Below are 14,033 nucleotides of genomic sequence, written 5' to 3' on the forward strand. Positions count from 1 at the left end.
TTTTTTATTTTCAAAGAATTATTTGGAAATTATAAGTAAATAATATTAAACAAAGTAGTTGAACACAACTAAAAACAGGAGGCAAAATATGAGCGTATATAATTTTAAACAAGTAGAATCGAAATGGCAAAAAATTTGGAAAGATAATGACCAATACAAAATGGATACAGCACAAACTGAAAAACCTAATTATTACACATTAGAAATGTTCCCTTATCCATCTGGAAAGATACACATGGGACATGTCAGAAATTATTCTATAGGCGATGTTGTCGCAAGATTCAAAAAAATGGAAGGTTATAATGTACTTCATCCGATGGGATGGGATTCTTTTGGTTTACCAGCTGAAAATGCAGCTATAAAACATGGAATACATCCACATAAATGGACAATGGAAAATATAGAAGAAATGAAAGAACAATTAAATTTATTAGGGCTTAGCTATGATTGGGATAAAGAAGTAGCAACTTCAACTCCAGAATACTATAGATTTACTCAAGAAATATTTTTGAAATTTTTAGAACATGGACTTGCATATAAGAAAAAATCTTATGTTAACTGGTGTCCTTCTTGTGAGACTGTTCTTGCAAATGAACAAGTTGTTCAAGGAGCATGTGAAAGATGTAAATCAACAGTATTAAAGAAAGACTTGGAACAATGGTATTTTAAAACTACTGAATTTGCAGAAGAATTACTTAATGATTTAGACACATTAGATGGATGGCCAGAAAAAGTTAAAATAATGCAAAGAAACTGGATAGGAAAAAGTACAGGAGCAGATTTAGTATTTGATATAGATGGAACTGACAAATCTATGACAGTATTTACAACTAGACCAGATACAACTTATGGAGTTACTTATATGGTACTTGCTCCAGAACATGAACTAGTTAAAGAATTGGTTGCTGGTACTGAGTATGAAGCAGATGTTGAAGCTTTTGTTCAAAAAATGCACACTATGACAGAAATAGAGAGAACAGCAGCTGATGTAGAAAAAGAAGGTATGTTTATAGGTAGATATGTTATAAATCCTTTAAATGGAAAAAAAGTTCCTCTATGGATAGCAAACTATGTATTAGTTGAATATGGAACAGGTGCTATAATGGCAGTTCCTGCACATGATGAAAGAGACAGAGATTTTGCTGAAAAATATAATCTAGATATAATAGATGTAATAACAGAAGATAATAAAATGATAAATTCAGAAGAATTTGATGGATTAGATGCTTCAGAAGGATTTGAAGGAATAATAAATAAATTAGAAAAAGAAGGTAGAGGAAAGAGAACAATTAATTATAGATTAAGAGACTGGTTAGTTTCAAGACAAAGATATTGGGGTTGTCCTATACCTGTAGTTTATTGTGATGAGTGTGGAATAGTTCCAGTTAAGAAAGAAGATTTACCAGTTCTTTTACCAACAGATGTTGAATTTACTGGAAAAGGTGAGTCTCCACTTACTACTTCAAAACAGTTTATGTCAGCAACTTGTCCTCACTGTGGAAAACCAGCGAGAAGAGAAGTTGACACTATGGATACATTTGTTGATTCTTCTTGGTATTTCTTAAGATATGTAGACAATAAAAATGAAGATGAACCATTTAGTAAAGATTTAGTTAACAGATGGCATCCAGTAGACCAATATATAGGTGGAGTAGAGCATGCTATAATGCATTTACTTTATGCTAGATGGTTTGTAAAAGCATTTAAGAGTATGGGCATGGTAGACTTTTATGAACCATTTAAAAACTTACTTACTCAAGGTATGGTTCTTATGGATGGTTCTAAAATGAGTAAGTCTAAAGGAAATACAGTATCTCCTATGGATATAATTGATGAATATGGAGCAGATACTGCAAGACTTTTCGTATTATTTGCAGCACCACCAGAAAGAGATTTAGACTGGTCAGAACAAGGTGTTGATGGATGCTTTAGATTCTTAAATAGAGTATATAGATTAGTTGATGAGTTAGCAGATGTCTTCAAAAAAGATGTTGAGTTTGGCGAGTTAAGTTCTCAAGATAAAGATATGAGATATACTATACATTCTACACTTAAAAAAGTTACTGTAGATTTAAGTGAGAAATTTGGATTTAACACTGCTATATCAGCTCTTATGGAATTAATAAATGATATGTACAAATATAAGGAGCTAGATAATATCAATGAAGCAGTTATAAAAGAAGGTGTACAAACAATCGTAACTATAATTTCACCATTTGCACCTCATTTAGGTGAAGAATTATGGACTATGATAGGTCAAGAAGGAAGTGTATTTGATATAGACTGGCCTAAATATGATGAAAAAGCTTTAGTAAAAGATGAAATAGAAGTTGTTGTACAAGTTAATGGAAAGGTTAGAGGAAAGTTAACTGTTAGTTCAAATATATCTAAAGAAGATATGGAAAAAGTGGCTTTAGAAGATGAAAAAATTAAAGCTCTAGTTGAAGATAAAACTATAGTTAAAGTTGTTGCAGTTCCTAAGAAATTAGTTAATATAGTTGTGAAATAAAAAAGTTGTGGAATAAATAAAAAAAGAGAACTATAAAATAAAATCCCCTTATTGCAATATAAGTAAAAGATTGCAGTAGGGGGACGTTTTATTTTAAACTCTATGATATAATTTATTTTAAATTCTAAACTCTATAATATAATTAACAATAGATTCCTTTTTCAAAGAAGTCTTTGATTTCATCAATATTATTAGTCTTTCCAAGAGCTAAAATAAGTTTTATTCTAGCTTTTTGACCTGGAAGGTCTCCACCAAATATACATCCTATATTTTTTAAGTCTCTACCAGAACCAAAGTAACCATAACTATCAAATACTCTACCTGAATGGCATCTAGAAACTATAACAACAGGAAGTCCTTTTTCCCTTGCATATTCAACGCCAGAAAGCATTAGAGGAGGAATATTGCCTCTACCCATAGCTTCAATAACTATACCTTTATATCCACTATCAACAGCAAATCTTATAAAATCTGCATCTTCTCCAACATATGCTTTAAATAGTGCAACTTTAGATTCTACTTTATCAGTATCTATAATGGTTCTATTTACAATATCTCTCGTAAGAACAAGTTCGTTACAGTCGATTATTCCCAATGGACCACTAGTTAAAGATTTAAATGTATTTAAAGAAAGTGTATTTGTTTTAGTAGCTTCAGAAGCCAATAGCACTTCGTTGTTTAAAACTACAAGAACTCCTTTACCCATAGCATCTTTAGATACGGCAGTACAAACTGATGCAGATAAATTGCTTGAACCATCATAGCCAAGTTCAGAGCTACTTCTCATAGCACCTGTAACTATTACAGGCTTAATATTATCAATTGTAAGGTCTAGAAAATAAGCAGTTTCTTCTAAACTATCAGTACCATGTGTTATTACAACTCCTGTGATATCTTTTCTTGCTAATAAATCATTTACATAATTTTTTAATTCCATCATTCTACAAGGTGTTATGTGAGGTCCTGGAATTTCATCAAAATTAAAAACTTCAACATCTGCAACTTTATCAATATTAGTGACCATAGATAATATTTGTTCCCCAGATAAAGTTGGTATAGCAGCACCTACTTTATCATCTACTGTCATAGATATAGTTCCACCAGTAAAGACTATGGCAACTTTTTTCTTAATACTCATAATATTCTCTGCCTTTCACAAATAAAATTTATAATTCCGATAGGATTATATCAAAAAAAATTATTTAGGTCTATATAAATCCTTTTATTCACATAATTTAGACATTTCAGTGTAATAGGATTATTTTTTTGTTTTTTCCCATTCAGCAATATAACTATTCAATATTTCTCTTATGGCTTTCCCTATTTTAGTGTAGGCTTCATCATATAGATTTGCTAAAGATATTCTAATTGACCATTCAGGTCCATAGAATCCATTTCCACTAAGTAAGACTACTGAATAATCATTAGCCAATCTATAAAGTATATCTACTGGAGAGGCATTCTTACTTATAAATTTGAATAAATCTTCTCCATAGTTTATTTTAGCCCATTCTTCAATATCAAATTGAGTATAATATGCAGCATTATTTTTACTTTTATTAACTGGAAGCTCTAAAGCTTCAAACAATAGTTTTTGACGTCTATGACATATACTCATATTAAGTTTTTTGTAAGCATCAACTTTATCAATTAATGCAAAGGCAGAGAAAAATGACATTTGAACTTGTTGTGGAGTTGAAAGACCAGCAGTATGATTAAGAGCAACAAGTCTACTATCAGCAACAACTCTTTCCATAAATGAAAGACTAGAAGGATTAAGACTCATATCACTGTAACGCTTATCTACTGATTTCTTCAATTCTCCAGTTAAATCATTTATTTTTTTATCAAAAACATTCTTTTTATGAAGAGCGAATGTACCAAGTCTCCATCCTGTAACTCCAAAATATTTTGAATAAGAATAAACTCCAACAGTGTTATAAGGAAGTTTTGACATTAATGATGAGAAATCTTCTACAAAAGTCCCATATACATCATCTGATATTATCATTAAATCCTTATTATAATTTTCAATTACATCTATTAGATTATTACAAGATGTCTCATCCATAGCTATAGATGCAGGGTTGTTAGGATTAACAACAAATAAAGCCTTAATAGAATTGTCACGAAGCTTTTCTAATTCTTTTTTAGTATACTGCCATGTATGAGCACCTTTTTCATCAACTGCATTTGCGTTTATGTTTACAACTTTAAAATCATAGCGAGGAAGATTAGGTATCTCAAGATAAGGTGTAAATATAGGAGTCATTAAAGCTACTGTATCACCTTTTTTTAAAAGTTCATTTGCCATTAATGAATCAAATATATAACACATAGCAGCTGTAGCACCTTCAACAGCGAATATTTCTACATCACCATATTTACCTGATATATCATATTTCATTTCTTGAACTAAATAATCATGCACTATTTTTTCCATATGAGGCAACATTCTATCTGGAAGTGGATAATTATCACCAATAATCCCATCAGCTAGTTCATGAACAAATTCATCGCCATCAAATCCAAGTTCATTTATACCAAAATTTATAATATCTCTAGCTAAGTATGCTCCAGGCATATCTATATTTTCATTTATATATTTAAAGAATCTTTCTTTAATGCCCTTTTTTTGAGGCATACCAGCTAAATGTCCTAAATCCCAATTAGAACGTGTTTCAGTAATCGCAAAATGACCAAAAGTGAAAAAAGCTTCTCTAGCAGTTGAACAAGTCCAATTTGGATTTCCACGACCTGCATCAAGCAGTTCTCTATGATTTTCATTTGCAGTATGTTTCGCAATATCTATTAATTTGTCCTTAAATTCAAAAGGACTTATTTTTCCATATATGTTTTTGATTTCTTTATAAGTATTATTTTTCATGTTTAATTCCTCCTTATGTAATAAGTTTCACATTTTTATAATAAAATAAACAAGTTCCTAAAATGATTATACTTTAATTATAATAGGTTTATAGAAAAAGTAAAGTATAAAATTAAAATAATAACTCTATTTAGCTTTATAAAATGTATGTTAAAAGATAAAATACCTTTTAATAAAAAATGATTACTATATAAAATAAAACTCTAATTTAACTTGTATTTTATTTTTTTGTTATATTTGTTGTAAAAGGTACAGTTTTATTATTATGAAAATGTATAAAATAAAACTTTTTTTATTTAATGTTGTTTATAAAAATATTTTAGGTTAGATGTGGTAATATTAATGTTATTAAAGAGAATAAAAAAACAATTTTTAATTAAGTAAAATAATATAAATATAAATTTTAATAAAAATAATAAAGAATAAACTGTTATTTTGATAAAAATGTAAAAATTATTTTAATATTATCATTTAGCGTAATCTAACTTAATTGAATAGATATGTTTATTGTATTCAATTGTTGTATTTTTAGTTTTTTTGTGATTAATTAAAAAATTATAAAAATCGTTTACATGTTGATTTTTAAAAAAAAAAGATATAGAATTATATAGAAAGTAATAAATAAAAATTGGATTTACGGGAGTGGAATAAAATGATAAATGTTACCTTAACAGATGTGAAAGAAGCTAGGGAGACCATTAAAGACATAGTTAAAAAAACTGATTTACTTGAAAGCGTTAAACTTAGCGAAAAAACAGGAGCGAATGTTTTCTATAAATGTGAAAACCTTCAAAAAACAGGGTCTTTTAAATTAAGAGGAGCTTGTAATAAAATAGCAAGTTTAACCGATGAAGAAAAAGCAAGTGGAGTAATAGCTTCAAGTGCAGGAAATCATGCACAAGGTGTCGCATTAGGCGCAAAAATGACTGGTATAAAATCTACAATAGTAATGCCAGCAACGGCACCATTGGCAAAAGTTAGTGCAACTAAAGGTTATGGAGCAGAAGTAGTTTTAAATGGTGCAGTTTATGATGATGCATATGCAAAAGCTGTTGAAATACAAAAAGAAACAGGAGCAACTTTCTTACATCCATTCAATGATAAATATGTTATAGCAGGGCAAGGAACTATATCTCTTGAAATTTTCGAACAATTAAATAATAAGATTGATACTATACTATGCCCAGTTGGTGGTGGAGGAATAATATCTGGTGTTGCTGTTGCAGCAAAGGCATTAAATCCTAATGTAAAAATAGTTGGTGTTCAAACTGCAAATATACCTTCAATGAAAGAGTCAATTAAAAACGGAAAAGTAACAACAGCATTTAATGATAGTACAATAGCTGATGGTATAGCTGTTAAAACTCCTGGAGACTTAACTTTTGAAATAATAAATGAATTAGTTGATGAAATAGTAGTAGTTGAAGAAATAGAAATAGCTGAATCAATATTATTTATGATGGAAAGTCAAAAGATAGTTTCAGAAGGTGCAGGGGCTGTGTGTACAGCTGCAATATTAAGTGGTAAATATGCACCAGCAAAAGATGAAAACGTAGTGTGTATAATATCTGGTGGTAATATAGATATAAATACATTATATAGAATAATAGGTGTTGCTCTAGCTAAAGAAGGAAGAAGATATTCATTTAGTACAATTATGGAAGATAAGCCAGGAAACTTTGCTGAATTAACTAGAATAATAAGTGAGAATGGTGGAAATATTTTAAGTGCTAATCAAGGTAAATTATCAGCAGGTGAAGCTCTAGGAAAACAAAGTGCGGAATTTATATTAGAAACAATAGATTATGACCATATAGCAAAAATAAAGAACGCAATAGAAGAAAAAGGTTTTAAAATTATAGAATTATAATAAAAGTGTATATAATATACAAGAAAAATAGTATAATAGTGTATGAAGATACATTTTATGTATAGTAGATTAACCAATTAGGAGGATTTTAATATGAAACATGAAGTATTACATACTAATGATGCACCAGCAGCGTTAGGACCATATTCTCAAGCTATAAAAGCTGGAAACTTATTATTTGTATCTGGACAAGTTCCACTTGTGCCAGAAACTATGGAAGTAGTTGAAGGAGATGTACAAGCTCAAACTGCTCAATCTCTAAAAAATCTTAAAGCAATATTAGCTGAAAGTGGAGCTGATTTTTCAAATGTAGTTAAAACTACAGTATTTATAAAAGATATGAATGAATTTGGGGCTATAAACGAAGTTTATGCTGAGTATTTTGGAGAAAATAAACCAGCAAGAGCTTGTGTAGAAGTTGCTAGATTACCAAAAGACGTTAAAGTTGAAATAGAAGTAATAGCTGTATTATAAGATTACAATATTTTTCAAACTGAAAAAAAGAGATGTTTTAAGATTTTAATCTTAAAACATCTCTTTTTTTATTTTAACTTCTAACAGTTTGTCGCTCTTTTATAAAACATATTGATACAATTAATCCAATAAATGCAAGTGTAGCTGCTATTGAAAATGCTACATCTATTCCATGGATATTAGACAGGATAGCTGAACTCATGTGAGCTTTTTTAGTAGCAGTTGTCATTATAGTAATAAGTACAGCAGAGCCTATAGCACCAGATATTTGACGAAGTGTACTATTAATTGCTGTAGCATGAGATATAAGTTCTCTATCTAGTGTTTTAATTCCCCATGTAGTTAATGGCATTAGAACCATTGAAATACCAATCATACGAATACAATACATTAATGATATATGAATTAAAGATGTATCTTTGCCTAAAAACGCAAAAGATAAAGTTCCTAAAAATAAGCATCCAGTTCCTAATATTGATAGAGCGTGAGGACCATATTTATCTAGGTGACGTCCTGCAACTGGATTTAATGCAACCATTAGTATAGCACCAGGCATCATTAAAGAACCTGAAGCAAGTGCAGAGAATCCCCTTACAGATTGAATATATAGAGGTATCATTAATGTAGCAGACATCATTGAAGCATATACAATCATAATTAATAATGTAGAAATAAGAAATGGTTTATTTTTAAAAACTCTTAGTTCTAAGAATGGTTCTTTAGATTTTAATTGACGCCATGTAAACAAAATTAATGATACAATTCCTAATATTATTGGTAGATATGTTGCACTATTAGTCCAGCCATAATTACCTTGATTAGTAAACCCAATCAATAAACCACCAAAACCTAAAGAAGATAGTATTATTGAAGGTATATCCAGTTTTAGTTTCTGAGCTTCTCCAACATTTTTTAATAATATAAATGAAAGTATAACATCTAATATAGCTATAGGTGAAAGAAGCAAAAATAAACTATGCCAACCAAATGAATCTACTAGCCATCCAGATAAAGTTGGTCCTATTGCTGGAGCAAATCCCACTGTAATACCAACTAGACTCATAGCTGTACCACGTTTTTCTATAGGACATAAATATAATATAATAACTTGTAAAAGTGGCATTAAAGAGCCAGAACCTACTGCTTGTAACACACGAGCAATCAACATAGTTGAAAAATCACGAGAGAAAAGTGCAATAACACATCCTAAAGAAAAGATAGTCATTGATGTAATAAATAATTTTCGAGTACTAAATCTATTTATCAAGTAAGCTGTTGTAGGAATAATGATACCTGCAATAAGTAGATAAATCGTAGTTAACCACTGACCAACATCAGCAGTAATTTTAAAATCTGACATTATATTGGGAAGTGCAGTTGCCAGTAATGTTTGACTAAGAGAGCTTATAAAAGCACCAGTCATTACGATTGCTATTATCAAATTTCCTTTTTTATTGTTTTTGCTATTACTTTGTATTTCCATAGTTTATAACGTCTCCTTTTTTAATTGATTTTTAATACTATTCAATAAAAGTACTTTTGGTCTCAAAATGTCTTCTTTTTCTAGATATGTAATCATTGCATCCATAATTAAAGAATCATATAGTTGATTTTTTCCTTCTTCATATAATTTTTTTGATGCTTCTAGTAACTTAGGGTTTTCAACAAGAGAAGTGTTTGTTTTGATTAGCTCTTCTATATCCTCTATTGTTTTAAAAAATAATGATTTACTATAAAGAGAAGAATAAGCTTCATCTTCTTGTTCATATAAAAACATTGATTTTTCAATTAAAGGATTTAGGTTATCCGCATTTTCTACAACTAAATCAAGCATTTGTATAGTAAATTCAGCAATAAAGTATACATTTATTTCTCTTTTTTGTATATGAATAATATATGTAAACTGGTGAATTAGAGCATCTAGTAAGAAAACTAAATCAAATAGAATGTTTTCTATTTTGTCGCCATAATTATCAAATAAACTCAGCTTATATTCATTTAATAAATTAGCTCGAGATTTTTTTTGTAACTTACTTGTCGTTTTACGTTGCACTTCAGAAAAATTTTCCCTAACATAAGTATTTATAGTAGTTCTAGAAAAAATATTTCCCCATACAGCTATTATTTTTCTTTTTAATTTTTCAGATGGATGAATATCATTGTTTTCATTAATAGAATGTATAATTTCTAAAAATTTTTCGTCATAATAATTAATTATTTCACAGATAAAACTTTCTTTAGTTTCAAAATGTTTGTAAAAAGTAGCTTTAGACATTTTACATTCTTTTACAATATCTAGTATTGAAGTATTTTGAAAACCTTTTTGGTCAAAGATTCTTTGAGCAATAGTTATAATAAGTTTTTGTTTGTCAGTCAATTGGCTATCTCCTTTCATGTAAAAACGATAAGTACTAAGTAGTACTTTAAAGTTTCCATAAATACATTATACATCATTTGGAAAAAAAATCAATATCTGGACCTGTGATATAAAAAAATTGAAAAAATATTGTTAGTTTTAGTAACATAAAGAAGAATTTAAGAGTTTCTTAAGAATTGTTTAAAGAATTTGCAATAAATTAATGATATGATTATACTATGAAGTAAAATGTCTTTAAATTTTTTAGATATTAAATCTAAATTATGGGGGTGCAGTATATGAAAAAGAAAAGAGGCTTGATTATAGTTTTTGCATTTTTTCTAGTTTTCGCAAAAATGTTTATTAATATATCTAGTGGAGAAAATAAAATCATGGCATATGAAATAAGTAAGTATAGAAAAGGTGTGAACGTTTTATCAATAAATAATATTGTAGTAGCAAACAAAAAGTATAGCTTACCTGAAGACTATTCTCCACAAGAAAGTAATGAAGCAAAAGATGCTTTTTATAAAATGAATAAAGAGGCTCAAAAAGCAGGATTAAATCTAAAAGCCTTCAGTACATATAGAAGTTATAAATATCAAGAAAATTTATTCAACACATATGCAGAGAAACATGGTGAGAAGGAAGCAAACAGATTTTCAGCTAAGCCAGGAGAAAGTGAACATCAAACTGGACTTGCATTTGATATTGGAGGAGACGACCAATCTTGTTGGGCAAATAAAAAATTTAATAATACAAAAGAAGCTAAGTGGCTGTACGAAAATGCATATAAGTATGGATTTATACTTAGATATCCAGAGGGAAAAGAAAGCATAACAGGATACATGTATGAATCATGGCACTATAGATATGTTGGAACTGAACACAGTAAAAACTTTGCAATGAACAATCTAACACTAGAAGAATATTTACATATAGATTAAGCCATAATTTGTTAAATTTAGGTTAAAATAAAAAATAATCTAGACTATTAATTATGTAAGGTGTTATAATGTAAATACAATTAAAGATAACTACTCGAAGGGGAGTAGCTTACACGAAAGTGGTAATTAATCGTCAGGACAGTAGAGATACTCGGTTAATTAACAAGGAATTCCTTGATAGCAAGACCTTCAAAATAAGCATTAAGTATGTTTGTTTTGGGGTCTTTTTTTATTCAAGGAATTTTTTATTTAAAAAATTTAAAATTTCAAGTATACATAAGAGTCCCCAAACATAAAATAAATTTATTAAAGAGGAGGGCAACAAATGTCTTACAAAAGTACTTATCAAGAAATAATTAAAAATTTAGACTCAAGCTTAAATGGTTTGAGCAAGGAAAGAGCAGAAGAGCTATTAGAAAAAAATGGAACTAATGAATTAAAGGAAGCAGATAAGGTTCCTACGTATAAGCTTTTCTTAGAAAGTTTTAAAGACCCACTGGTAATAATTCTATTGATAGCTGCTTTAGTACAAATATTTTTAGGTGAAACTGTAGAGTCAATAATAATTTTTGCAGTTATTATTATCAACTCTGTTTTAGGAGTTGTACAAACAAAAAAAGCAGAAAGTTCATTAGAAAGTTTGAAAAATTTATCTGCACCAAATGCAAAGGTAATAAGAGATAATAAGAAAATGACAATTCCAGCAAAAAATTTAGTAGTTGGAGATATTGTATTTTTAGAAGCTGGTGATTACATACCAGCAGATGGAAGACTTATAGAAGCACAATCATTAAAGGTTGTAGAAGGGATGTTAACTGGTGAATCAGAACCAGTTCTAAAACATACAGAAAAAATAAGCGAAGATGTAAGTTTAGGTGACCAAAAAAACATGGTATTTAGTGGTGCTGTAGTCGTTTATGGTAGAGGTTCATTTGTAGTAACTGGAACAGGTATGAATACTGAAATGGGTAAAATAGCTGGTCTTTTAGAAACTGCGGAAAATAAGTTGACACCATTACAACAAAAAATAGAAGCTTTTAGTAAAAAGCTTGGTGTAGGTATTGTAGTACTTGCACTCTTAATATTTATAATTCAGGTAGCAAGAAATTATATGATGGCTGGAAATGGAGAAATGACACAAATTATTCTCGATTCATTCATGTTTTCTGTAGCAGTAGCAGTAGCAGCAATACCAGAAGCTTTATCATCAATAGTTACTATAGTGCTGGCTGTTGGAACAAACAGTATGGCAAAGAAACAAGCTATAATAAGAAAATTACCAGCTGTCGAGACTTTAGGTTCAACAAGTGTCATATGTACTGATAAAACAGGTACTCTTACACAAAATAAAATGACAGTTGTGGACTGTTATATGTATGGAACTAACAATGATGAGCTTAATAAAGAAAATATAAATTATTCTTATCATGCTAAATTGTTGACTATGGTTTCTACATTATGTAATGATTCTCATATAACTAGTGATGGAAAAGAAGTAGGTGACCCAACAGAAGTTGCACTAATAAATTATTCAAGCAAAAATGATTTAGATTATGATAGATTAAGAAGTAAATATATTAGAATAAATGAAATACCATTTGATTCAGATAGAAAGCTTATGTCTACAGTAAATAGTATATATGGAGATTATATAATGTTTACAAAAGGTGCTCCAGATATTGTATTTAGCAGATGTAAATATGCTTTAAAAAATGGCTCAAAAGTAGACATAACAGATGAGATAATAGAAGAATACAAGAATAAAAATGAAGAGTTTTCAAATAGAGCACTTAGAGTATTAGCATTTGCAATAAAAGATGTTCCAGAAGAAGGTTTTACACCTTCAATTGATGACGAACATGATATGATATTGGTTGGGATAATGGCAATGATAGACCCACCAAGAGAAGAAGTAATGGACGCAGTAAAAGAAGCAAAGAGCGCTGGCATAAAAACAGTTATGATAACTGGAGATCACAAAACAACCGCAGCAGCAATTGCAAAAGAAATAGGTATAATGGAAGATGGAGATTTAGCACTTACTGGAAAAGAGTTGGATGCATTAAGTGAAGAAGAATTAAATAAAAAATTAGAAGATATAAGTGTATATGCCAGAGTTTCACCAGAAAACAAAATTCGTATAGTAAAAGCATGGCAACATAAGAATAACATAACTGCTATGACTGGTGATGGTGTCAATGATGCACCAGCTTTAAAACAAGCAGATATAGGTATAGGTATGGGAAGTGGTACTGATGTAGCAAAAGATGCTTCTGCTATGGTCTTAGTTGATGATAACTTTGCAAGTATAGTAAATGCTGTTGAAGTTGGTAGAACAGTATATAGCAATATAATAAAAGCAATAACTTATTTATTTGCAGGAAACTTGGGTGCTATAGTGGCTATCTTGTTTGCAGTATTTGCAGGATGGTCGAACCCATTTACAGCTTTACAACTTTTATTTATAAACCTAGTAAACGACTCTTTGCCAGCAATAGCATTAGGATTTGAAAAATCAGAAAAAAATATAATGAATAAACCTCCTAGACATCCAGATGAAAGTATATTAGCAGGAGGAACATTAAAAGCAGTGGCTATAAGAGGTTGTATAATTGGTATAGTTACAATAATTGCACAATATATAGGATTACAAGTGTCACCAGAACTTGGTGTAGCGATGGCGTTTTCAACTTTAATATTAGCGAGAATAATGCAAACATTGCCTGCACGTTCTAATAATCAGACAATAGTAAAACTAGGCTTTTTTAGTAATAAATATGTTATAGGAGCAGTTTTAATATGTTTTGGACTTTACTCTTTAACATTAATGCCAGTTTTGAGAGGGATATTCTCTATACCAACAGTATTTGGTTTATATGAATTAGGAATTTGTTTAGGTTTAGCATTACTTTCATCAATATTGATGGAACTTAATAAATTAATGAATAGAAATATTGTAGAATAATTAAAAATACTAAACTAAAGGGACA

The 14,033-nt window shown here is 29.5% G+C and carries 9 protein-coding genes; 5 read left to right on the forward strand and 4 right to left on the reverse strand.

From position 1 onward, the window contains the following. Window positions 1-88 precede the first annotated feature (88 nt). Entirely contained in the window at window positions 89-2,509 is a 2,421-nt protein-coding gene (gene leuS, locus IC213_RS01345) for a leucine--tRNA ligase (protein WP_227862654.1), read from the forward strand. A 142-nt stretch (window positions 2,510-2,651) separates the two neighbouring features. Here the strand turns inward: leuS and IC213_RS01350 are convergent, their stop codons facing one another. Further along, complete coding sequence (locus tag IC213_RS01350) at window positions 2,652-3,647, reverse strand: asparaginase (protein WP_227432524.1); 996 nt, start codon at window positions 3,645-3,647, stop codon at window positions 2,652-2,654. Between the two features lie 120 nt (window positions 3,648-3,767). Next, window positions 3,768-5,396 carry an aspartate 4-decarboxylase gene (gene aspD / locus IC213_RS01355; protein ID WP_227432525.1) on the reverse strand — a complete coding sequence of 543 codons (1,629 nt, stop codon included), beginning with the start codon at window positions 5,394-5,396 and terminating at the stop codon, window positions 3,768-3,770. Between the two features lie 652 nt (window positions 5,397-6,048). Between aspD and ilvA the strand changes: the two genes are divergently transcribed. Further along, window positions 6,049-7,266, forward strand: coding sequence for a threonine ammonia-lyase (gene ilvA / locus IC213_RS01360; RefSeq protein ID WP_227862655.1), 1,218 nt, complete (start codon window positions 6,049-6,051; stop codon window positions 7,264-7,266). A 93-nt stretch (window positions 7,267-7,359) separates the two neighbouring features. Further along, window positions 7,360-7,740: a RidA family protein gene (locus IC213_RS01365; RefSeq protein WP_227432527.1), complete on the forward strand. Its 381-nt coding sequence runs from the start codon at window positions 7,360-7,362 to the stop codon at window positions 7,738-7,740. Window positions 7,741-7,813: 73 nt separating this feature from the next. Here IC213_RS01365 and IC213_RS01370 read toward each other — a convergent pair whose 3' ends face one another. Both IC213_RS01370 and IC213_RS01375 read right to left on the reverse strand, forming a co-directional pair. Next, window positions 7,814-9,223 carry an MDR family MFS transporter gene (locus tag IC213_RS01370; protein WP_227432528.1) on the reverse strand — a complete coding sequence of 470 codons (1,410 nt, stop codon included), beginning with the start codon at window positions 9,221-9,223 and terminating at the stop codon, window positions 7,814-7,816. 3 nt (window positions 9,224-9,226) lie between these two features. Next, complete coding sequence (locus tag IC213_RS01375; protein ID WP_227862656.1) at window positions 9,227-10,117, reverse strand: TetR/AcrR family transcriptional regulator; 891 nt, start codon at window positions 10,115-10,117, stop codon at window positions 9,227-9,229. Between the two features lie 278 nt (window positions 10,118-10,395). On the opposite strand from IC213_RS01375, the gene IC213_RS01380 reads away from it, so the two are divergent. Further along, window positions 10,396-11,043, forward strand: a complete 648-nt coding sequence (locus IC213_RS01380; RefSeq protein ID WP_227432530.1) for a D-alanyl-D-alanine carboxypeptidase family protein — start codon at window positions 10,396-10,398, stop codon at window positions 11,041-11,043. A gap of 325 nt (window positions 11,044-11,368) precedes the next feature. Then, window positions 11,369-14,008: a cation-translocating P-type ATPase gene (locus tag IC213_RS01385; RefSeq protein WP_227432531.1), complete on the forward strand. Its 2,640-nt coding sequence runs from the start codon at window positions 11,369-11,371 to the stop codon at window positions 14,006-14,008. Window positions 14,009-14,033: the final 25 nt, after the last annotated feature.

Source organism: Clostridioides sp. ES-S-0049-02, from assembly GCF_020658465.1.
Taxonomy (GTDB): Bacteria; Bacillota; Clostridia; order Peptostreptococcales; family Peptostreptococcaceae; genus Clostridioides.

Coding starts and splice junctions, on each gene's coding strand:
- ilvA (WP_227862655.1), top strand. CDS start 6,049: ATGATAAATGTTACCTTAACAGATGTGAAAGAAGCTAGGGAGACCATT.
- leuS (WP_227862654.1), top strand. CDS start 89: ATGAGCGTATATAATTTTAAACAAGTAGAATCGAAATGGCAAAAAATT.
- IC213_RS01385 (WP_227432531.1), top strand. CDS start 11,369: ATGTCTTACAAAAGTACTTATCAAGAAATAATTAAAAATTTAGACTCA.
- IC213_RS01380 (WP_227432530.1), top strand. CDS start 10,396: ATGAAAAAGAAAAGAGGCTTGATTATAGTTTTTGCATTTTTTCTAGTT.
- IC213_RS01350 (WP_227432524.1), bottom strand. CDS start 3,647: ATGAGTATTAAGAAAAAAGTTGCCATAGTCTTTACTGGTGGAACTATA.
- aspD (WP_227432525.1), bottom strand. CDS start 5,396: ATGAAAAATAATACTTATAAAGAAATCAAAAACATATATGGAAAAATA.
- IC213_RS01365 (WP_227432527.1), top strand. CDS start 7,360: ATGAAACATGAAGTATTACATACTAATGATGCACCAGCAGCGTTAGGA.
- IC213_RS01370 (WP_227432528.1), bottom strand. CDS start 9,223: ATGGAAATACAAAGTAATAGCAAAAACAATAAAAAAGGAAATTTGATA.